The sequence below is a fragment of the Burkholderia sp. E168m15 genome (assembly GCF_016586105.1).
Classification (GTDB): Bacteria; Pseudomonadota; Gammaproteobacteria; order Burkholderiales; family Burkholderiaceae; genus Burkholderia; species Burkholderia orbicola.
Map to the genome: position 1 here is coordinate 25690 of NZ_BCPO01000002.1, position 19517 is coordinate 45206.

16 protein-coding genes are annotated in these 19517 nt (G+C 66.2%); 14 read left to right on the forward strand and 2 right to left on the reverse strand.

The genetic code is table 11. The annotated features are described in order from the left end of the window. The first annotated feature begins 76 nt into the window (after positions 1-76). Positions 77-562, forward strand: a complete 486-nt coding sequence (locus JMF86_RS00355; protein ID WP_006408082.1) for an Lrp/AsnC family transcriptional regulator — start codon at positions 77-79, stop codon at positions 560-562. A 66-nt stretch (positions 563-628) separates the two neighbouring features. Here JMF86_RS00355 and JMF86_RS00360 read toward each other — a convergent pair whose 3' ends face one another. Further along, positions 629-1162 carry a class IV adenylate cyclase gene (locus tag JMF86_RS00360; protein WP_011546816.1) on the reverse strand — a complete coding sequence of 178 codons (534 nt, stop codon included), beginning with the start codon at positions 1160-1162 and terminating at the stop codon, positions 629-631. Positions 1163-1370: 208 nt separating this feature from the next. After that, on the reverse strand, positions 1371-2270 hold the full coding sequence (locus JMF86_RS00365; RefSeq protein ID WP_041489277.1) for a LysR family transcriptional regulator: 900 nt from the start codon (positions 2268-2270) through the stop codon (positions 1371-1373). A 282-nt stretch (positions 2271-2552) separates the two neighbouring features. Between JMF86_RS00365 and JMF86_RS00370 the strand changes: the two genes are divergently transcribed. The 13 genes from JMF86_RS00370 to JMF86_RS00430 all read left to right on the forward strand — a co-directional run bounded on the left by JMF86_RS00370 (position 2553) and on the right by JMF86_RS00430 (position 19510). Next, positions 2553-4238, forward strand: a complete 1686-nt coding sequence (locus JMF86_RS00370) for a GMC family oxidoreductase (protein WP_041489276.1) — start codon at positions 2553-2555, stop codon at positions 4236-4238. Positions 4239-4671: 433 nt separating this feature from the next. Beyond that, positions 4672-5451 carry an ABC transporter ATP-binding protein gene (locus tag JMF86_RS00375; protein ID WP_006477266.1) on the forward strand — a complete coding sequence of 260 codons (780 nt, stop codon included), beginning with the start codon at positions 4672-4674 and terminating at the stop codon, positions 5449-5451. Beyond that, positions 5448-6203: an ABC transporter ATP-binding protein gene (locus tag JMF86_RS00380; protein ID WP_006477267.1), complete on the forward strand. Its 756-nt coding sequence runs from the start codon at positions 5448-5450 to the stop codon at positions 6201-6203. Before JMF86_RS00375 ends, JMF86_RS00380 begins: the two co-directional genes overlap by 4 nt. A gap of 77 nt (positions 6204-6280) precedes the next feature. Further along, on the forward strand, positions 6281-7480 hold the full coding sequence (locus tag JMF86_RS00385) for an ABC transporter substrate-binding protein (protein ID WP_011546813.1): 1200 nt from the start codon (positions 6281-6283) through the stop codon (positions 7478-7480). A gap of 128 nt (positions 7481-7608) precedes the next feature. Continuing rightward, the gene (locus JMF86_RS00390) at positions 7609-8493 is read left to right on the forward strand and encodes a branched-chain amino acid ABC transporter permease (protein ID WP_012327599.1); all 885 of its coding nucleotides are present in this window, start codon (positions 7609-7611) and stop codon (positions 8491-8493) included. Continuing rightward, on the forward strand, positions 8493-9470 hold the full coding sequence (locus tag JMF86_RS00395) for a branched-chain amino acid ABC transporter permease (protein ID WP_006477270.1): 978 nt from the start codon (positions 8493-8495) through the stop codon (positions 9468-9470). Before JMF86_RS00390 ends, JMF86_RS00395 begins: the two co-directional genes overlap by 1 nt. A gap of 1064 nt (positions 9471-10534) precedes the next feature. After that, positions 10535-11692, forward strand: a complete 1158-nt coding sequence (locus JMF86_RS00400) for an ABC transporter substrate-binding protein (protein ID WP_011546810.1) — start codon at positions 10535-10537, stop codon at positions 11690-11692. Positions 11693-11892: 200 nt separating this feature from the next. Further along, positions 11893-12948 (forward strand): branched-chain amino acid ABC transporter permease, encoded by a 1056-nt coding sequence (locus JMF86_RS00405; RefSeq protein ID WP_054928206.1) that lies wholly within the window; start codon positions 11893-11895, stop codon positions 12946-12948. 4 nt (positions 12949-12952) lie between these two features. Then, positions 12953-14737, forward strand: a complete 1785-nt coding sequence (locus tag JMF86_RS00410) for an ATP-binding cassette domain-containing protein (RefSeq protein ID WP_011694017.1) — start codon at positions 12953-12955, stop codon at positions 14735-14737. Beyond that, positions 14737-15492 carry an ABC transporter ATP-binding protein gene (locus tag JMF86_RS00415; protein ID WP_011546807.1) on the forward strand — a complete coding sequence of 252 codons (756 nt, stop codon included), beginning with the start codon at positions 14737-14739 and terminating at the stop codon, positions 15490-15492. The genes JMF86_RS00410 and JMF86_RS00415 overlap by 1 nt, the downstream gene beginning before the upstream one ends. Positions 15493-16025: 533 nt before the next feature. Further along, positions 16026-17996: a tRNA uridine-5-carboxymethylaminomethyl(34) synthesis enzyme MnmG gene (gene mnmG / locus JMF86_RS00420; protein ID WP_201316668.1), complete on the forward strand. Its 1971-nt coding sequence runs from the start codon at positions 16026-16028 to the stop codon at positions 17994-17996. Beyond that, a complete protein-coding gene (gene rsmG, locus JMF86_RS00425; RefSeq protein WP_027808854.1) occupies positions 17993-18679 on the forward strand; it encodes a 16S rRNA (guanine(527)-N(7))-methyltransferase RsmG in 687 nt (228 codons plus the stop codon). The genes mnmG and rsmG overlap by 4 nt, the downstream gene beginning before the upstream one ends. A gap of 51 nt (positions 18680-18730) precedes the next feature. Next, positions 18731-19510 carry a ParA family protein gene (locus tag JMF86_RS00430; protein ID WP_011546804.1) on the forward strand — a complete coding sequence of 260 codons (780 nt, stop codon included), beginning with the start codon at positions 18731-18733 and terminating at the stop codon, positions 19508-19510. Positions 19511-19517 lie beyond the last annotated feature (7 nt).

Consider the following 19517-nt stretch of genomic DNA (forward strand, 5'->3'; position numbering starts at 1 on the left):
GGCGCATAGTTGGCGTCGATTTGCTGACTGATGCGATAATCGCGCATCAAATCACGAATCAATGCGGAGAATGCTCATGCTGGAACTCGATCACTTCGATCTCGCGCTGCTGGACGTGCTGCAGCGCTTCGGTCGCGCGACGCATCAGCAGCTGGGCGAGGAGGTGCCGCTATCGCCGTCGCAGATCGGCCGGCGGCTGCAGCGGCTCGAGGCGGCCGGCGTGATCGAAGGCTACCGCGTGATGCTGCGCCCCGAAAAACTCGGGCTCGGCGTGACCGCGTTCACGAGCCTGAAGCTCAAGCATCACGGCGATTCGATCATCGAGCAGTTCCAGCAGCAGATCGACGTGCTGCCCGAAGTGCTCGAATGCCATGCGGTGGTGGGCGATGCCGACTACCTGCTGCGGATCGTCGCGCCGGATCTCAACGCGCTGTCGCAGTTCGTGATGAAGAAGCTGATGCGGGTGCCGGGCGTCGACAGCGTGCGCTCGAACATCGTGCTGACCACCTTCAAGCGCAACGGTGCGCTGCCACTCGCGCATCTGGCGCCCGGCGCTGCGTGACCGGGAGGCGGCAGCGGCAGGGGCGCTGAAGGTGGCACGCGCGGCGCCGCCTTCGGTGGGGCCGGATCAGGCCGTTTCGGGCTCGGTGTCGGCGTTCAGCAGATCGACGTACGCGACCGCGACGAGGTCGTCCTGCGCCACGCCGAGCTTCGCGAACACCTCGTGCGCTTCCGCTTCGCCGCCCGCTTCGTCGTCGTCGGGGCCGAGCACGACCTCGAGCTCGATGAAATCGCCGAGGCCGTCGACGCGGTCGAGGTGGATGCGCGTGCGGCCCGCGAGGTACACGTGCCGCTCCTTCGTCACGATCCCGCGCGTGGTCAGCGCGGTCGCGAGCAGCGAATGCATCGCGTCGGGGTTCGTGACCGGGCTGCGCGTGTAGTACGACGCCTTCGGGCCGTCGCGGTCGTCGCGCTGGTAGAAGATCAGCTCGGCCGGCGTGCCGTCCTCGAAGCGGCGCAGCTTGAGCCGGCCGCGCGGCACGTCATAGAAGAAATCCTGCTGGCGGTAGAACAGCGGTGCTTCGGTCGCGAGTTGGGCCGCCTGTTCGCGCAGCCGGTCGAATTCGCGGGCGCGGGCTTTGATCTCGATGTTGCGGGCCATGCGGGTCTCCTTCAATCGGGGTCTCGCGGTGTGCGAACGCACAATCTAGCAAAAAGCCTGCGATGGTGGCGTGACGAGCGGACGGGGCGCGGCGACGCGACGCGGGGCGGGGCGGGCTCGGCGGCGATTTCGCCCGCGATGGCGATCCGCGGCAGGCATCAGGCACCGAAACCCGCTGCGCAACCGGTCACCTCGACATCAGCCACGCTCATATCGCCCACTGCGCTTCGATCAGCCGCAGCGCGGCCGCGATCGCCGGCTCGTCGCGCCGCGCGGCGAGCGTCACGAACGTCAGTTCGGTCGGCACCGTCACGGGTTCGACGATCGTCAGCGCATGCGCGTGCGCTTCGGCCAGCGCGGTCGAATCGCGCGCGAGCGTCAAGCCGATCCCCGATTTGACGAGATCGAGCATCGACTGCTCCTGGTCGACCTCGGCGACCTTCACCGGCTGCGCGCCGGCCGCCGCGAAACGTCGCGACAGCAGCCGATGGTGCGCGGACGCCGGCGGCGTCCAGATCCACGGCAGCGCGGCGAGCGCGCGCCAGTCGTGCGCGCGCTGCACGCGCTCCTTCCAGCCGGCCGGCGCCAGGACGCGATATTCGAAGCGCGTGAGCGTGACGGTGTGGAACAGCGCGTCGTCGCGCGGCGAGTCCTCTTCGGGGCGGCCGATGTAGTAGCCGACGTCGAGCGCCTGCGCGCGCACCTGTTCGATCACCCAGCCCGACATCCCGTGCCGCAGCGCGGTCTCGATCTGCGGATGGGTCTCGACCAGCGCGCGCAGGAAGCCGCCGAGCCGCAGGAAGCCCGGATCGAGGATCGTGCCGATCCGCAGCCGGCCGCGCACTTCGTGCCGCAGCGCGGCAGCGGCGCGCTGCACGTCGGCCGCCGCGGCGAGCGCGCGTTCCGCATGCGGCAGCAGCGTCTGTCCGTCGCGCGTGAGCGCGAGCCCGCGCGACGTGCGCGTGAACAGCGCGACGCCGAGCGTTTCCTGCAGATGCTTGATCTGCAGGCTGACGGCCGGCTGCGTGACGTGCAGTTGCGCGGCGGCGCGCGTCAGGTTGCCTTCGCGCGCGACCGTCGCGAACGCGCGGAGCAGGGTGAGATCCATCGTCGTGATATGAGCGTGGCTTATAACGCAGTTCAGCATAACTCATTGGATCGGCGGCCGGGCGCGGGAGTACGCTTCATCGGGTCGTCATGGCGCGCGGGGCTGCAGGCGCGGCTCGCGACGCACTATGCTGAAAATGACGCGCGGTATCGCGCCGCGCGGTACACAACAACGCGCTCGCAGGGGCCGGAGTCAGCGCTGGAGCGCTCGTCCGGGTCGACCGCGAAGCATGAGGCCCGAGTCAGTGCCAAAGCAGTCGCTCGGGTCGACAGGAGACACGCCGTGAGTACTCAACGCACGCTCGAGGGCGAATTCGACTACGTGATCGTCGGCGCGGGCACCGCGGGCTGCGTGCTCGCAAACCGCCTGACCGAGGATCCCGACATCAGCGTGCTGCTGCTCGAAGCGGGCGGCAAGGACGACTACCACTGGATTCATATCCCGGTCGGCTATCTGTATTGCATCGGCAACCCGCGCACCGACTGGCTGTACAAGACGCAGCCCGAAGCGGCGCTCAACGGCCGCGCGCTGTCGTATCCGCGCGGCCGTGTGCTCGGCGGCTGCTCGTCGATCAACGGAATGATCTACATGCGCGGCCAGCGCGAGGACTACGACAACTGGGCGCAGGAAACCGGCGACGCCGGCTGGTCGTGGGACAGCGTGCTGCCGATCTTCAAGCGCAGCGAGGATCATCATGCGGGCGCGAGCGATGCGCACGGCGCGGGCGGCTACTGGCGCGTCGAGAAGCAGCGGCTGCGCTGGGAAATCCTCGAATCGTTCGCGCAGGCCGCGCAGCAGACGGGCATCCCCGCCACCGACGATTTCAACCGCGGCGACAATGCCGGGGTCGGCTACTTCGAAGTGAACCAGAAGCGCGGCGTGCGCTGGAATACGTCGAAGGCGTTCCTGCGGCCCGCGATGGCGCGCCCGAACCTGACCGTGATCACCGGCGCGCATGCGCAACGCGTGATTTTCGACGGGCGGCGCGCGGTGGGTGTCGAGTACCACGGCGGCGGCACCGACTACGTCGCGCGGGCGCGCTCGGAAGTGCTGCTGACGTCGGGCGCGGTGAATTCGCCGCAACTGCTCGAACTGTCGGGTATCGGCGATGGCCGGCGGCTGCAGGCGCTCGGCATCGACGTCGTGCAGGATCTGCCGGGCGTCGGCGAAAACCTGCAGGATCACCTGCAATTGCGGATGGCGTTTCGTGTCGACGGCGTGCGCACGCTGAACACGCTGTCCGCGCGCTGGTGGGGCAAGCTGATGATCGGCGCCGAATATGCGCTGCTGCAGCGCGGGCCGATGTCGATGGCGCCATCGCAGTTGGGCGCGTTCGCGAAATCCGATCCGGACGATCCCGCACTCACGCGCCCCGATCTCCAGTACCACGTGCAGCCGCTGTCGCTCGAACGCTTCGGCGAGCCGTTGCACGGCTTCAACGCCTTTACGGCGTCGGTCTGCCATTTGCGGCCGAGCTCGCGCGGCAGCGTGCACGTCACGAGCGCCGATCCGGCCAGCGCACCGGCGATCGCGCCGAACTATCTGTCGACCGACCACGATCGCCACGTCGCCGCGAACGCGCTGCGCCTCACGCGCCGGATCGCCGCCGCACCGGCGCTCGCACGCTATCGCCCCGAGGAAATCCTGCCCGGCCCGCAGTACCGGACCGAGGCCGAACTGATCGACGCAGCCGGCGCCGTCGGCACGACGATCTTCCACCCGGTCGGCACGTGCCGGATGGGGCGCGCCGACGACGCGCGCGCGGTGGTCGACAGCCGGCTGCGCGTGCGCAGCATCGCCGGGTTGCGGATCGTCGATGCGTCGGTGATGCCGTTCATCACGTCGGGCAACACCAATTCGCCGACGCTGATGATCGCCGAGCGCGCGAGCGACATGATTCGTGCCGACCGCCGTGCGGCGCGCGAAGCGATGGCGGTGCGCACCGAAGCCGCGGTAACGGCGGCATGACGACCCGCTGACGCGCACGCCAGCGGGCGGTCATGCGAACGCCCGCTGATTCGCTATGCGAAACAAGCTGCCGTCGCATCCGCTCGAACGGCAAGATCCGTGCAAGCCGCGCCGTCGCGCGGCTTTTTTCATCGCGTGTGTGCCCGGTCCTGCAGCAGGTCAACGCGTGATGATGCACGTGTCAAAAAAGCGCGGTGAATAACCGCGCGCAGTCTCGGCCGATATGGCGGCCAGCCCTATAAGTGCAAATCCCGATGATTGCACTGCACCAACGGCGCGACAATGTTCTGTAATGTGCATACGCGTCGGCGCGGGAGACCAACCCTCGAGGCGTACCACGGCGCCCGGGGGCAGCCCGCTGATCCGCTGACCTGTTCGCGGCCGCTTGCGCCAGGCTTCCCGGTGCTTCGCCTGACTTCGTACGGAAGGGAACATGATTCTCGGCGACACGATTCTGGAAACACGCGGACTGACGAAGGAATTCAGGGGCTTCACCGCCGTGAACGGTGTCAACCTGCGTGTGCGCCGCGGTGCGATCCACGCATTGATCGGGCCGAACGGCGCGGGCAAGACCACCTGTTTCAACCTCCTCACCAAATTTCTGACGCCGACGGCCGGCCAGATCGTCTTCAACGGCATCGACATCACCGACGAGCGGCCCGCGCAGGTCGCGCGGCGCGGCATCATCCGCTCGTTCCAGATCTCGGCCGTGTTCCCGCACCTGACCGCGCTGCAGAACGTGCGCATCGGCCTGCAGCGCGCGCTCGGCACCGAATTCCATTTCTGGCGCAGCGAACGCACGCTGAAGCGGCTCGACGATCGCGCGATGGACCTGCTCACGCAGGTCGGTCTCACCGATTTCGCGCACGTGCCGACCGTCGAGCTGGCCTACGGCCGCAAGCGCGCGCTCGAGATCGCGACGACGCTGGCAATGGAGCCCGAACTGATGCTGCTCGACGAGCCCACGCAGGGGATGGGCCACGAGGACGTCGACCGCGTGACCGCGCTGATCAAGAAGGTCGCGAGCGGCCGCACGATCCTGATGGTGGAACACAACATGAACGTGATCGCGGGGATCTCCGACACGATCACCGTCCTGCAACGCGGCGAGGTGCTGGCCGAAGGCTCGTATGCGGAAGTGTCGAAGAATCCGCTCGTCATCGAGGCCTACATGGGCAGCGCCGACGCGGCGCTCGCGGGGGCGCACGCATGAAGCACAGCGAACGGGAGGAACGCGAATTGAGCGGCGTCGAGAGCGGTACGCCTGCGCTGGAGATCACGGGCCTGGAGGCCTGGTACGGGGAATCCCACATCTTGCACGGTGTCGACCTGACCGTGCATCGCGGCGAGGTCGTCACGCTGCTCGGCCGCAACGGCGCGGGCCGCACGACGACGCTGCGCGCGATCATGGGCCTCACGGGACGCCGCAGCGGGTCGATCAAGGTCGCGGGCCACGAGACGATCGGCCTCGCGACGCATCGCATCGCGCATTTCGGCATCGGCTACTGCCCGGAGGAGCGCGGGATCTTCTCGAGCCTGTCGTGCGAGGAGAACCTGATGCTGCCGCCGCTGATCGGGCCGCGCGAGCACGCGATGTCGCTCGACGAGATCTACGCGATGTTCCCGAACCTCGCGTCGCGCCGGCAGAGCCAGGGCACGCGGCTGTCGGGCGGCGAGCAGCAGATGCTCGCGGTCGCGCGGATCTTGCGCACCGGCGCGAACCTGCTGCTGCTCGACGAAATCTCCGAAGGCCTCGCGCCGGTGATCGTCCAGGCGCTCGCACGGATGATCGTCGCGCTGAAGGCGCGCGGCTATACGATCGTGATGGTCGAGCAGAATTTCCGCTTCGCCGCGCCGCTCGCCGACCGCTTCTACGTGATGGAGCACGGCAGCATCGTCGAGCATTTCCGCGCCTCCGAACTGGAAGGCAAGATGCCGACGCTGCACGACCTGCTCGGGGTGTGACGCCGCCCCGTTTCCCTTGCCGCTAGCCGTGGCGGCCCTCGAACAACCACAACGCATCAGAACAACAGGAGACGTCAATGAAAATGAAGACCCTCGCACAGGCCTGTCTCGCGCTCGCGACCGCCGCGCTCACCGCCGGCGCCGCCCACGCGGCGGATACCGTGAAGATCGGCTTCATCACCGACATGTCGGGGCTTTACGCGGATATCGACGGGCAGGGCGGTCTCGAGGCGATCCGCATGGCGGTCGCGGACTTCGGCGGCAAGGTGCTCGGCAAGCCGATCGAGGTCGTCTATGCCGACCACCAGAACAAGGCCGACATCGCCGCGTCGAAGGCGCGCGAATGGATGGACCGCGGCGGCCTCGATCTGCTGGTCGGCGGCACGAACTCGGCCACCGCGCTGTCGATGAACCAGGTCGCGGCCGAGAAGAAGAAGGTCTACATCAACATCGGCGCGGGCGCCGACACGCTGACCAACGAGCAGTGCACGCCGTACACGGTCCACTACGCGTACGACACGATGGCGCTCGCGAAGGGCACCGGCTCGGCGGTGGTGAAGCAGGGCGGCAAGAGCTGGTTCTTCCTGACGGCCGACTACGCGTTCGGCAAGGCGCTCGAGAAGAACACGTCGGACGTCGTGAAGGCGAACGGCGGCCAGGTGCTCGGCGCGGTGCGTCACCCGCTGTCCGCGTCGGATTTCTCGTCGTTCCTGTTGCAGGCGCAATCGTCGAAGGCGCAGATCCTCGGCCTCGCGAACGCGGGCGGCGACACGATCAACTCGATCAAGGCCGCGAAGGAATTCGGCATCACGAAGACGATGAAGCTCGCCGCGCTGCTGATGTTCATCGACGACGTGCACAGCCTCGGCCTCGAGACGACGCAGGGCCTCGTGCTGACCGACAGCTGGTACTGGAACCGCGACGCGGCGTCGCGCCAGTGGGCGCAGCGCTACTTCGGCAAGATGAAGAAGATGCCGTCGAGCCTGCAGGCGGCCGACTACTCGTCGGTTACGACCTACCTGAAGGCCGTGCAGGCCGCCGGGACGACCGACTCCGACAAGGTGATGGCCGAGCTGAAGAAGATCAAGATCAGCGACTTCTACGCGAAGGGCTACATCCGTCAGGACGGCAGCATGATCCACGACATGTACCTGATGGAAGTGAAGAAGCCGTCCGAATCGAAGGAGCCGTGGGACTACTACAAGGTGCTCGCGACGATTCCGGGCGACCAGGCGTTCGGCACCAAGCAGGAAACGCGCTGCGCGCTGTGGAAGTAGGCATCGCGTAGCGGCGCGCACGGGCGCGTCGCATGGTGGCGGCTGCAGCGATGTGCCCGCTGCGCCGCCCGCGTGCGCGATGCAGGAACGTTGCGCACGCAACGAAACTCATTCTGACGGCTAAGTCGATGGACATCTTTGGCATTCCGTTGCCGGCGATGCTGAGCCAGTTGCTGCTCGGGCTCGTCAACGGCTCGTTCTACGCGATCCTGAGCCTCGGGCTCGCGGTGATCTTCGGGCTGCTCAACGTGATCAACTTCGCGCACGGCGCGCTGTTCATGCTGGGTGCGATGCTCGCGTGGATGGGCCTGTCGTATTTCGGGCTGCCGTACTGGGCGATGCTCGTGCTCGCGCCCGTGCTCGTCGGCGCGTTCGGGATCGCGATCGAGCGCTCGATGCTGCGCTGGCTGTACAAGCTCGATCACCTGTACGGGCTGCTGCTCACGTTCGGCCTCACGCTGGTCGTCGAAGGCGTGTTCCGGTCGATCTACGGATCGTCGGGCCAGCCGTACGACGTGCCGTCGCAATTGTCCGGCGCGACCAACCTCGGCTTCATGTTCCTGCCGAACTATCGCGCGTGGGTCGTCGTCGCATCGCTCGCGGTGTGCCTCGCCACCTGGTTCGTGATCGAGAAGACACGGCTCGGCGCGTATCTGCGTGCCGGCACCGAGAACCCGAAGCTCGTCGAGGCGTTCGGCGTGAACGTGCCGATGATGATCACGCTCACCTACGGCTTCGGCGTCGCGCTCGCCGCGTTCGCGGGCGTGCTGGCCGCGCCGGTGATCCAGGTGTCGCCGCTGATGGGCCAGCCGATGATCATCACCGTGTTCGCGGTGGTCGTGATCGGCGGGATGGGCTCGATCCTCGGCTCGATCGTCACGGGCCTGCTGCTCGGCGTGATCGAGGGCTTCACGCGCGTGTTCTATCCCGAAGCGTCGGCCACCGTCGTGTTCGTGATCATGGCGATCGTGCTGCTGTTCCGCCCGGCGGGCCTCTTCGGCAAGGAAAAATGATGCAGAGAAAAGTGCTCTACGGCGTGCTGCTCGCCGCACTGCTCGCCGCGCCGTTCATCGGCGCGTATCCGGTGTTCGTGATGAAGGTGCTCGCGTTCGCGCTGTTCGCGGCGGCGTTCAACCTGCTGATCGGCTATACGGGGCTGCTGTCGTTCGGCCATGCGATGTTCCTCGCGACGGCCGGCTATGCGACCGGCTATTCGATGCAGACGCTCGGTTTCACGCCGGAGCTCGGCGTGCTGGCCGGCACCGTCGCCGCGACGGTGCTCGGGCTCGTCGTCGGGCTGTTCGCGATCCGCCGGCAGGGCATCTACTTCGCGATGATCACGCTCGCGTTCGCGCAGATGGTCTACTTCATCTATCTGCAGGCGCCGTTCACGCACGGCGAGGACGGCCTGCAGGGCGTGCCGCGCGGCCGCCTGTTCGGGCTGCTCGACCTGTCGAACGACGTCGCGCTGTACTACGTCGTGCTGGCGGTGGTCGTGGCCGCGTGCGCGTTCATCGTGCGGGTCGTCCATTCGCCGTTCGGCCAGGTGCTCGTCGCCATCAAGGAGAACGAAGCGCGCGCGATCTCGCTCGGCTACGACACCGACCGCTTCAAGCTGCTCGCGTTCATCCTGTCGGCCGGGCTCGCGGGGCTGGCCGGCTCGCTGAAGGTGCTGGTGCTCGGCTTCGAGACGCTATCGGACGCGTACTGGACGATGTCGGGCCTCGTCGTACTGATGACGCTCGTCGGCGGGATGGGCACGCTGTTCGGGCCGCTGCTCGGCGCCGCGCTGATCGTCGCGCTGGAAGACCGGCTCGGCGACATCGGCGAATGGCTCGCGTCGACGACGGGCGTCGCGTGGTTCCATTCGCTCGGCGAATCGGCGACGATCGTCACCGGGCTGATCTTCATCGCATGCGTGCTGGCGTTCCGGCGCGGCATCGTCGGCGAGATGGTCGCGCGGATCAAGCCGCTCAGGGCCTCGTCGTGAACCTGCGGCGCGTGGCCCGCGCGTTGATGCGAAGCACCATCCGGCATGCGCGGGAAGGGCGCTGCGGCGGGCTCGGGCCGTCACCGCGCGGCAGATTGGTGCCCCATTTTCGTGCGGCGATGCACCATAGGGGTAAATGCTAAGTTGTCGTGGTGCTTAAGCCTCTTTAAGATTCACCTTAGTTCTGATGCACCGCGAAACGAATTTGCAGGTGGAGAACGAGGAGACAATCGAGGCACCAAGTGCCCGGACCCCAAAGCGCTGTTGGACGGAATCCAACAGCGCTTTTTCATTTGCGTGCACGGATTCCCTCGATGGTGCATCGGCCCGCGTGACGGCCATCTTCCGCGTTTGCGTTCGCACCGCGTCTTTCCGCGCTTCGCCGCGTTCTCCGTTTTTCCGTTCCAGTAATTCGTTTGCAGACAGCGCCTTCGCGTACCTGCTGTCCGGGCTTACCCGGTTGGCGTGCGCGAAACGCGTCCGTTACACTCAGCTTTCGCCGACCGAGCGGTCGGGAAAACGGTCGGCAGTTCTCCTACAAGCAAAATGCAGAAGAGGGAGTACGGTTGGATGAGCAGCGCGGGACGATGGTTAGGGGCAGGAAGGGCGGCTGGCGCCGTTCGCTCGTCGCGGGGTGGGGCAATGGTCGGCGCGGCTTTACCGAGCCGTTTTGCGGCCTGTATGCGTGCTCCGATGCCATTGAATGTCGTTGCGTTCGCATCCGTATCCGCATTCTCATGAGCCGCCGGCTTTCCGACGTTTCATCACACGCGTGGTCGGCCGCCTCGGGCCGGCACGGCGGGCGTTCCCGCCATCGTTGCGCACGCACCGATTTTCCTCGCGATTCCGCATTTTTCTGTCTGCTTCATCCTGACGACATTGCTGCTGCGCATCGTGATGGTCGAATGACCGTTTCGACTGGCGTGCGACGCATGGGTGCGGCGTTTCACGGGAAAACGAGCATGGCGCGGATGAACGCAATAATTAATATATTAACTTGTTTGGGAACGGGGAGCCGCCCGAGCGACCGTGGTTTTTTCGAGCAGCGTTTGGAGACAACGTAAATGAAGATGAATCGATGGATGGAGGCCCTGCTTGCCGCGGGTCTCGTGTGTGCGGCGGCCACGGCGTCGGCGCAGGTGAAGATCGGCGTGACGCTGTCGGCTACCGGCCCGGCCGCGTCGCTCGGGATTCCGGAAAAGAACACGATCGCGCTGCTGCCGAAGGAAATCGCGGGCAAGAGCGTGCAGTACATCGTGCTGGACGACGCGTCCGACACGAGCCGCGCGGTGCAGAACGTGCGCAAGCTGATCGACGAGGACCACGTCGACGCGATCATCGGCTCGTCCGTCACGCCGAATTCGCTCGCGATGCTCGATCCCGTGTCGCAGGGCAAGACGCCGGCGATCTCGCTCGCGGCGAGCGCGCAGATCATCGCGCCGATGGACGCGAAGCGCGCATGGATGTTCAAGGTGCCGCAGAACGACCAGCTGATGGCCGACGCGATCGCCGGCTACATGGCCAAGCACGGCGTGAAGACGGTCGGCTTCATCGGCTTCGCCGATGCGTACGGCGACAGCTGGTACAAGACGTTCGACGCGGCGGCCGCGAAGAACGGGCTGAAGCTCGTGTCGAACGAGCGCTACAACCGGACCGACGCGTCGGTGATGGGGCAGGTGCTGAAGCTGCTGGGCGCGAACCCGGATGCGGTGCTGATCGCCGGCTCCGGCACGCCGGCGGCGCTGCCGGCCAAGACGCTGAAGGAGCGCGGCTACAAGGGCAAGGTGTACCAGACGCACGGCGTCGCGAACAACGATTTCCTGCGCGTGTGCGGCAAGGATTGCGAAGGCGAGATCCTGCCGGCCGGCCCCGTGCTCGTGACCGACCAGCTGCCCGACTCGAATCCGGTGAAGAAGCCGGCGCTCGGCTACAAGGCCGCGTACGAGAAGGCCTACGGCGCGGGTTCGCTGTCGACGTTCGGCGGCCATGCGTGGGATGCGGGCCTGCTGCTGCAGCGGGCGATCCCGGAAGCGCTGAAGAAGGGCCAGCCGGGCACCGAGGCGTTCCGCGAAGCGCTGCGCGCGTCGCTCGAAAGCGTGAAGGATCTGCCGGTCTCGCATGGCGTGATCAACATGACGGCGACCGATCACAATGGCTTCGACACGCGTGCGCGCGTGATGGTGCAGATCGTCGACGGCAAGTGGAAGCTGCAGGCCGAGTAAGCATCACGTGAAACCGGCATGCGCGGCGCGAACGGCGCCGCGTGTGCCGTCGGCAGGGTGGTGCGCCTCATGGCCGCCGCCGTGCCGCCTGGAACCACCGGGGCCCGCCGCATGGCGCGCGACGTGCCGATCGCGTCGCGCGCGTCCCGGCCGTTTCCGCCTTTCGTTTCTCCGCAGCCTTCTCTCGATACACGAAACGTATGGATCTCTCGATTGCGGCGATCCTCGCGCAAGACGGCATCACGACCGGCGCCATTTATGCATTGTTGTCGCTGGCGCTCGTGCTGGTGTTTTCCGTCACGCGGGTGATCTTCATTCCCCAGGGCGAGTTCGTCGCCTACGGTGCGCTGACGCTCGCCGCGTTGCAGGCGCAGAAATTCCCCGCCACCTGCTGGCTGCTGTTCGTGATGGGCATCGCGTGCTTCCTGCTCGAAGTCGGCGGCCTGATCCGGCATCGCGAACGCCGCCATCAGCTCGGCCGCACGCTCGCGACGCTCGGCAGCCGCTACATCCTGCTGCCGCTCGCGGTGTTCGCGATCACGCGCAGCTTCACCGCGCAGCCGATGCCGATGCTCGCGCAGATCGCGCTGACGCTCGCGATCGTCGTGCCGATGGGGCCGTTCGTCTACCGGCTCGTGTACCAGCCGATCGCCGAAGGCACGACGCTGCTGCTGCTGATCGTGTCGGTGGCCGTCCATTTCGCGATGGTCGGCCTCGGCCTCGTGATGTTCGGCGCGGAAGGCTCGCGCACCAACGGGTTCTCGGACGCGTCGCTCGCGATCGGCAGCATGACTGTGTCGGTGCAGAGCGTCCTGGTCGTCGTCACGGCGCTCGTGCTGATCGGTGCGCTCTACGTGTACTTCGGCCGCACGATCGCCGGCAAGGCGCTGCGCGCGACCTCGGTGAACCGGCTCGGCGCGCGGCTCGTCGGCATCGGCACGACCGAAGCCGGGCGGCTCGCGTTCACGTTCGCGGCGGGGCTCGGCGTGCTGTCGGGGATCCTCGTCGGCCCGCTGACGACGATCTACTACGACTCGGGCTTCCTGATCGGGCTGAAGGGCTTCGTCGGCGCGATCATCGGCGGGCTCGTCAGCTATCCGCTCGCGGCCGCCGGCTCGCTGCTCGTCGGCGTGCTCGAATCGTATTCGTCGTTCTGGGCGAGCGCCTACAAGGAGGTGATCGTGTTCACGCTGATCATTCCGGTGCTGCTGTGGCGGAGCTTCGTGACGCCGCATGCGGAAGAGGAAGAGGAGTGACGCGATGAAGACGATGGTACGCAACAAGACCTTCTGGCTGTTTCTCGTGGTGCTGTTCGCGCTGCCGGTGCTACCCGGCGCGCTCCAGGTACCGGAGTACTGGATCACGCTGCTGAACTACATCGGCCTGTACGCGATCGTCGCGATCGGGCTCGTGCTGTTGACGGGCGTCGGCGGGATGACGAGTTTCGGGCAGGCCGCGTTCGTCGGCATCGGCGCGTATGCGACTGCGTTCCTGACGACACGCTACGGCGTGTCGCCGTGGCTTGCGCTGATCGTCGGCGTCGTGCTGACGGCGCTCGTCGCGCTCGTGCTCGGCGCCGTGACGATGCGGCTGTCCGGGCATTTCCTGCCGCTCGGTACGATCGCGTGGGGCCTCGCGCTGTTCTACCTGTTCGGCAACCTCGAACTGCTCGGCAAGTACGACGGGATCAACGGGATTCCGGCGCTGAACCTGTTCGGCATCGTGCTCGAGAGCGGCCGCAGCCTGTATTTCCTGATCTGGGCCGTGGTGCTGGCCGCGATCGTGTCGGTACAGAATCTGCTGAACAGCCGCCCGGGTCGCGCGATCCGCGCGCTGCGCGGCGGCGGCGTGATGGCCGAGGCGATGGGCGTGAACACCGCGTGGATGCGCGTCGTGATCTTCGTCTACGCAGCCGTGCTCGCGGCGGTATCGGGCTTCCTGTACGCGCACCTGCAACGCGCGGTGAACCCGACGCCGTTCGGCCTGAACCACGGGATCGAATTCCTGTTCATGGCCGTGGTGGGCGGCGTGTCGCACGTGTGGGGCGCGGTGCTCGGCGCCGCGATCCTGACCGTCCTGCAGGACTACCTGCAGACGCTGCTGCCGAAGCTGCTCGGCTCGGAAGGCAACTTCGAAATCATCGTGTTCGGCGTGCTGATGGTGCTGCTGCTGCAGTACGCGCGCCAGGGCGTATGGCCGTTCGTCGCGAGGCTGTTCCCGCGCGGACCGCGCGCGCATGTGCCGGAGCAGGCCGACCCGCTGCCGCAGCGCGCGAAACCCGTGGCCGGCGAGCCTCTGCTGGTCGTCGACAACGCACGCAAGCAGTTCGGCGGGCTGGTGGCCGTCAACGACGTCAGCTTCGACGTGAAAGCGGGGCAGATCATCGGGCTGATCGGCCCGAACGGCGCGGGCAAGTCGACCACGTTCAACCTCGTGACCGGGGTGCTGAGGCCCACTGGCGGTGCGATCACGTTCCGTGGCGAGCGCATCGACGGGCTGACGTCGCGTCAGATCGTGCGCCGCGGCATCGGTCGCACGTTCCAGCACGTGAAGCTGTTGCCGGCGATGACGGTGCTCGAGAACGTCGCGATCGGCGCCCACCTGCGTGGTCATACCGGCGTGTGGCGCAGCATCGCGCGGCTCAATGCGCACGAGGAAGCGCAGTTGCTGGCCGAAGCCGCGCGCCAGATCCGCCGCGTCGGGCTCGAGAAGCACATGTACGACGAAGCAGGCAGTCTCGCGCTCGGCCAGCAGCGGATTCTCGAAATCGCGCGGGCGCTGTGCTGCGATCCGACGCTGCTGTTGCTCGACGAACCGGCCGCGGGGCTGCGTTACCAGGAGAAACAGCAACTCGCCGACCTGCTGCGGCGGCTGAAGGCCGAAGGCATGAGCGTGTTGCTCGTGGAACATGACATGGATTTCGTGATGAATCTCACCGACCGGCTGGTGGTGATGGAATTCGGCACGCGGATCGCGGAAGGGCTGCCGCAGGATGTGCAGCAGGACCCGGCCGTGCTGGAAGCGTATCTGGGCGGGGTGGAGTGATGACGGACACGACGATGCCGATTCTCGAAGTGCGCGGGCTGGCGGTGCGGTACGGGAAGGTCGAGGCGCTGCACGGGGCCGCAATCAAGGTCGGGGCGGGGCAGATCGTCAGCGTGATCGGCCCGAATGGCGCCGGTAAATCGACGCTGCTGAACGCGATCATGGGGGCGCTGCCGGTAACGGGGCATGCGTCGGGCGCGGTCGTGTATCGCGGCAACGACGTCGGCGCGTTGCCGGTCGAGCAGCGTGTCGCCCGCGGCATGTGCCTCGTACCGGAGAAGCGCGAGCTGTTCAGCACGATGACGGTCGAAGACAACCTCGTGCTGGGCGCGTATCGGCGCAAGCAGGCGGGGGAATCGAACTTCCTCGATCAGCTCGATCACGTGTTCGCGCTGTTTCCGCGGCTGAAGGAGCGCCGCAGGCAGGCGGCCGGCACGTTGTCCGGCGGCGAGCGGCAGATGCTGGCGGTCGGCCGTGCGCTGATGGGCAAGCCCGACCTGCTGATGCTCGACGAGCCGAGCCTCGGGCTGGCGCCGCTGATCGTGAAGGAGATCTTTCATATCATCAGCGCGTTGCGCGGTACGGGCGTGGCGACGCTGCTGATCGAACAGAACGCGCGGGCTGCGTTGCAGATCTCGGACTACGGCTACGTGCTGGAGACGGGCGAGTTTGCGCTGGAAGGGCCGGCGGCCGAGCTTGCGCAGAATCCGCAGGTGATCGAGACGTATCTGGGGTTGGCGAAGAAGACGGCTTGATTGGTGACGCGGTGGGCGGGAAACGGGCGGCGTGTTTCACGTGAAACACGCCGCTTTTGTTTGTGAGCCACGAGTGTCGAGGCTTCGACGGTTCAAGGCCGGGGATAAGTCATGCGGGAACAATCGGAAGCGCTGTGCGGTGCCGGCTGTTAGGCCCCCGCAGGCTGGGCGACGCACCGCATCTCGGTGGATAAGCGCCCGGACAATCGACAGAAATGCTGTGTGGATGAGGGGCACAGGGCATCGCGTTCGCCTCTTGTGCCGGGCACAGGCGCCGGGTCGAGTCAGGCGTTCCACGCCTGTTGGGGGCTAGTACTCCGGTTTTTGCACAGGCGCGAAGATGTGCATTGAACCGCGCGAAGCATTGCCACGGCGGCTCGGAACGACAAATCCGCTCGCTCACAGCGAAAAAAACGCCCAAATGCACAGGCCCTACCATTCGGATGGCCTTCGGGTGAAAAGCGAACCCGCTATAATTCGGCCCATACATTTCTCTGATAGGTTCGTGCGCAGCTCCGCGTACGGAATCCACCATGCTTTTTCCCACAGAATTTGACGTCATCGTCGTCGGTGGCGGCCATGCCGGCACGGAAGCCGCGCTGGCGTCGGCCCGTATGGGCGCGAAGACACTGCTGCTGACCCACAACATCGAAACGCTTGGGCAGATGAGCTGCAATCCGTCGATCGGCGGTATTGGCAAGGGCCATCTGGTCAAGGAAGTCGATGCGCTCGGCGGCGCAATGGCCGCCGCGACGGATGAAAGCGGTATTCAGTTCCGGATCCTCAATTCGTCGAAGGGCCCGGCCGTGCGCGCGACACGCGCTCAGGCCGATCGTATCCTGTACAAGGCCGCGATCCGCCATCGGCTCGAAAATCAGCCGAACCTGTGGCTGTTCCAGCAGGCTGTCGACGACCTGATGGTCGAAGGCGACCGCGTGGTCGGCGCCGTTACGCAGATCGGCATCCGCTTTCGCGCTCGCGCGGTCGTGCTGACGGCCGGGACGTTCCTCGACGGCAAGATCCACGTCGGCCTGAACAACTACACGGGCGGTCGCGCGGGCGATCCGGCGGCCGTGTCGCTGTCGTCGCGCCTGAAGGAGCTGAAGCTGCCGCAGGGCCGGCTGAAGACCGGTACGCCGCCGCGTATCGACGGTCGCACGATCGACTTCTCGAAGCTCGACGAGCAGCCGGGTGACCTCGATCCGATTCCCGTGTTTTCGTTCCTGGGCCGCGCTGAACAGCATCCGCAGCAGCTGCCGTGCTGGGTCACACACACGAACGAGCGCACGCACGACATCATTCGCGGCGGTCTCGATCGTTCGCCTATGTATACAGGCGTGATCGAAGGCGTCGGCCCGCGCTATTGCCCGTCGATCGAGGACAAGATCCACCGGTTCGCCTCGAAGGAGTCGCACCAGATCTTCCTCGAGCCGGAAGGGCTGACGACCCACGAGTTCTACCCGAATGGGATCTCGACCAGCCTGCCGTTCGATGTCCAACTCGAACTCGTGCATTCGATGCCCGGCCTCGAGAACGCGCACATCCTGCGCCCCGGCTACGCGATCGAGTACGACTACTTCGACCCGCGCGCGCTGAAGGCGTCGCTCGAGACGAAGGCGATCAATGGGCTGTTCTTTGCGGGCCAGATCAATGGCACGACCGGCTACGAAGAAGCGGCGGCGCAGGGGCTGTTGGCCGGCCTCAATGCGGGCCGCTACGTGCAGGAGAAGGATGCGTGGTGCCCGCGTCGCGATCAGGCCTATCTGGGCGTGCTGGTCGACGATCTCGTCACGCGCGGCGTGGCCGAGCCGTACCGCATGTTCACGAGCCGCGCCGAGTATCGCCTGAGCCTGCGCGAAGACAATGCCGACATGCGTCTGACCGAAATCGGCCGCGAGCTCGGGCTCGTTGACGATGCGCGTTGGGACGCATTCAGCCGGAAGCGCGACGCTGTTTCACGTGAAACCGAACGCCTGAAGTCGACCTGGGTCACGCCGAAGACGCTGCCGGCGGAAGAAGCGACGGCGTTGCTCGGCAAGGCGATCGATCACGAGTACAGCCTCGCCGAACTGCTGCGTCGGCCGGGCGTGAGCTACGACGGCGTGTGCGGACTGAAGGGCGGCGAGTGCGGCCCCGCGGAGCCGCTGGCGGACGATCCGGTGCTGCTCGAGCAGATCAAGGAGCAGGTCGAGATCGGCATCAAGTATCAGGGCTATATCGAGCGTCAGGCGTCCGAAATCGAGCGCAACGACGCGAACGAGAACACACGTCTGCCGGACGGTATCGATTACCGCGAAGTGCGCGGCCTGTCATTCGAGGTGAGCCAGAAGCTCAACGAATTCCGGCCGGAAACGATCGGGCAGGCGTCGCGTATCTCGGGCGTCACACCGGCGGCAATCTCGCTGCTGATGGTGCACCTGAAGCGTCGCGGCCTGGGCCGCCGTAACGGTACGGCGGCAGAGGCCGCGGAGCAGGGGGACGGCGCCGTCCCGACGCAACAATGACGGCGCGTCGCGCGCCGGCGGTTAATCGGGACGTACTGGAAGGGATGCTCGTCGAAGGTACGGCGGCGCTCGACCTCACGCTGACGGATACGCAACGCAACCAGTTGCTCGATTATGTCGCGCTGCTCGGCAAGTGGAACGCGGTCTACAACCTGACCGCGATCCGCGACCCGAAGCAGATGCTGATCCAGCACATCCTCGATTCGCTTTCCATCGTCCCGCATCTGCGCGGCCGTACGTCGGCGCGCGTGCTCGACGTCGGCTCGGGCGGCGGGCTGCCCGGTATCGTGCTCGCGATCGTCGAGCCGGGCTGGCAGGTCACGCTGAACGATATCGTGCAGAAGAAGTCTGCCTTCCAGACGCAGATGCGCGCAGAGCTGAAGCTCGCGAACCTGTCGGTGGTCACCGGGCGGGTCGAATCGCTGCAACCGGGTGTCGAAGTGCCGGAAAAATTCGACATGATCGTATCCCGCGCTTTCGCGGATCTGTCCGACTTCGTTAAACTTGCTCGACATCTGGTCGCGCCGGGCGGTTCGATCTGGGCGATGAAGGGCGTTCACCCGGACGACGAGATTGCGCGGTTGCCGGAAGGCAGCCGTGTCACGCAGACGATCCGGCTGGCGGTGCCGATGCTCGATGCGGAGCGGCATCTGTTCGAAGTGGCCGTCGACGACGCGAATTGAAGGCGCGCGGTAGCGCGCCGTTTGTTTGAAGGTAAAGGGAACACACCAACGATGGCAAAGATCTTCTGCGTTGCGAACCAGAAGGGGGGCGTCGGCAAGACGACGACATCGGTCAATCTCGCCGCAAGCCTTGCAGCGCAGGAGCAACGAGTCCTGTTGATCGATCTCGACCCGCAGGGCAACGCGACGATGGGCAGCGGGATCGACAAGGCCGCCTGCGAAGCGACCGTGTACGAAGTGCTGGTCGACGGCGTGTCGGTGGCCGATGCGCGCGTGCGTCCGGAGGGCGTCACCTACGACGTGCTTCCCGCCAATCGTGAGCTGTCCGGCGCGGAGATCGAACTGATCAGCATCGACAACCGCGAGCGCCGCCTGAAGGCCGCGCTCGAGCGCGTGGCCGACGACTACGATTTCGTGCTGATCGATTGCCCGCCGACGCTGTCGCTGCTGACGCTGAACGGACTGTGCGCGGCGCATGGCGTCGTGATCCCGATGCAGTGCGAGTACTTCGCGCTGGAAGGGCTGTCGGACCTCGTCAATACGATCAAGCAGGTTCACGCGAACATGAACCGCGACCTGAAGATCATCGGCTTGCTGCGCGTGATGTTCGACCCGCGCATCACGCTGCAGCAGCAAGTCTCCGATCAACTGAAAGCGCACTTCGGCGACAAGGTGTTCGACGCGGTGATTCCGCGCAACGTGCGCCTGGCGGAAGCGCCGAGTTACGGGTTGCCGGGCGTCGTGTTCGACCGCAGTTCGCGCGGTGCGCAAGCGTATATCCAGTTCGGTGCCGAAATGATCGAGCGCGTGCGCGCGTTCGAGGTGTCGTGATCCGGAC

Coding starts and splice junctions, on each gene's coding strand:
- JMF86_RS00355 (WP_006408082.1), top strand. CDS start 77: ATGCTGGAACTCGATCACTTCGATCTCGCGCTGCTGGACGTGCTGCAG.
- JMF86_RS00360 (WP_011546816.1), bottom strand. CDS start 1,162: ATGGCCCGCAACATCGAGATCAAAGCCCGCGCCCGCGAATTCGACCGG.
- JMF86_RS00365 (WP_041489277.1), bottom strand. CDS start 2,270: ATGGATCTCACCCTGCTCCGCGCGTTCGCGACGGTCGCGCGCGAAGGC.
- JMF86_RS00375 (WP_006477266.1), top strand. CDS start 4,672: ATGATTCTCGGCGACACGATTCTGGAAACACGCGGACTGACGAAGGAA.
- JMF86_RS00380 (WP_006477267.1), top strand. CDS start 5,448: ATGAAGCACAGCGAACGGGAGGAACGCGAATTGAGCGGCGTCGAGAGC.
- JMF86_RS00385 (WP_011546813.1), top strand. CDS start 6,281: ATGAAAATGAAGACCCTCGCACAGGCCTGTCTCGCGCTCGCGACCGCC.
- JMF86_RS00390 (WP_012327599.1), top strand. CDS start 7,609: ATGGACATCTTTGGCATTCCGTTGCCGGCGATGCTGAGCCAGTTGCTG.
- JMF86_RS00395 (WP_006477270.1), top strand. CDS start 8,493: ATGCAGAGAAAAGTGCTCTACGGCGTGCTGCTCGCCGCACTGCTCGCC.
- JMF86_RS00400 (WP_011546810.1), top strand. CDS start 10,535: ATGAAGATGAATCGATGGATGGAGGCCCTGCTTGCCGCGGGTCTCGTG.
- JMF86_RS00405 (WP_054928206.1), top strand. CDS start 11,893: ATGGATCTCTCGATTGCGGCGATCCTCGCGCAAGACGGCATCACGACC.
- JMF86_RS00410 (WP_011694017.1), top strand. CDS start 12,953: ATGAAGACGATGGTACGCAACAAGACCTTCTGGCTGTTTCTCGTGGTG.
- JMF86_RS00415 (WP_011546807.1), top strand. CDS start 14,737: ATGACGGACACGACGATGCCGATTCTCGAAGTGCGCGGGCTGGCGGTG.
- mnmG (WP_201316668.1), top strand. CDS start 16,026: ATGCTTTTTCCCACAGAATTTGACGTCATCGTCGTCGGTGGCGGCCAT.
- rsmG (WP_027808854.1), top strand. CDS start 17,993: ATGACGGCGCGTCGCGCGCCGGCGGTTAATCGGGACGTACTGGAAGGG.
- JMF86_RS00430 (WP_011546804.1), top strand. CDS start 18,731: ATGGCAAAGATCTTCTGCGTTGCGAACCAGAAGGGGGGCGTCGGCAAG.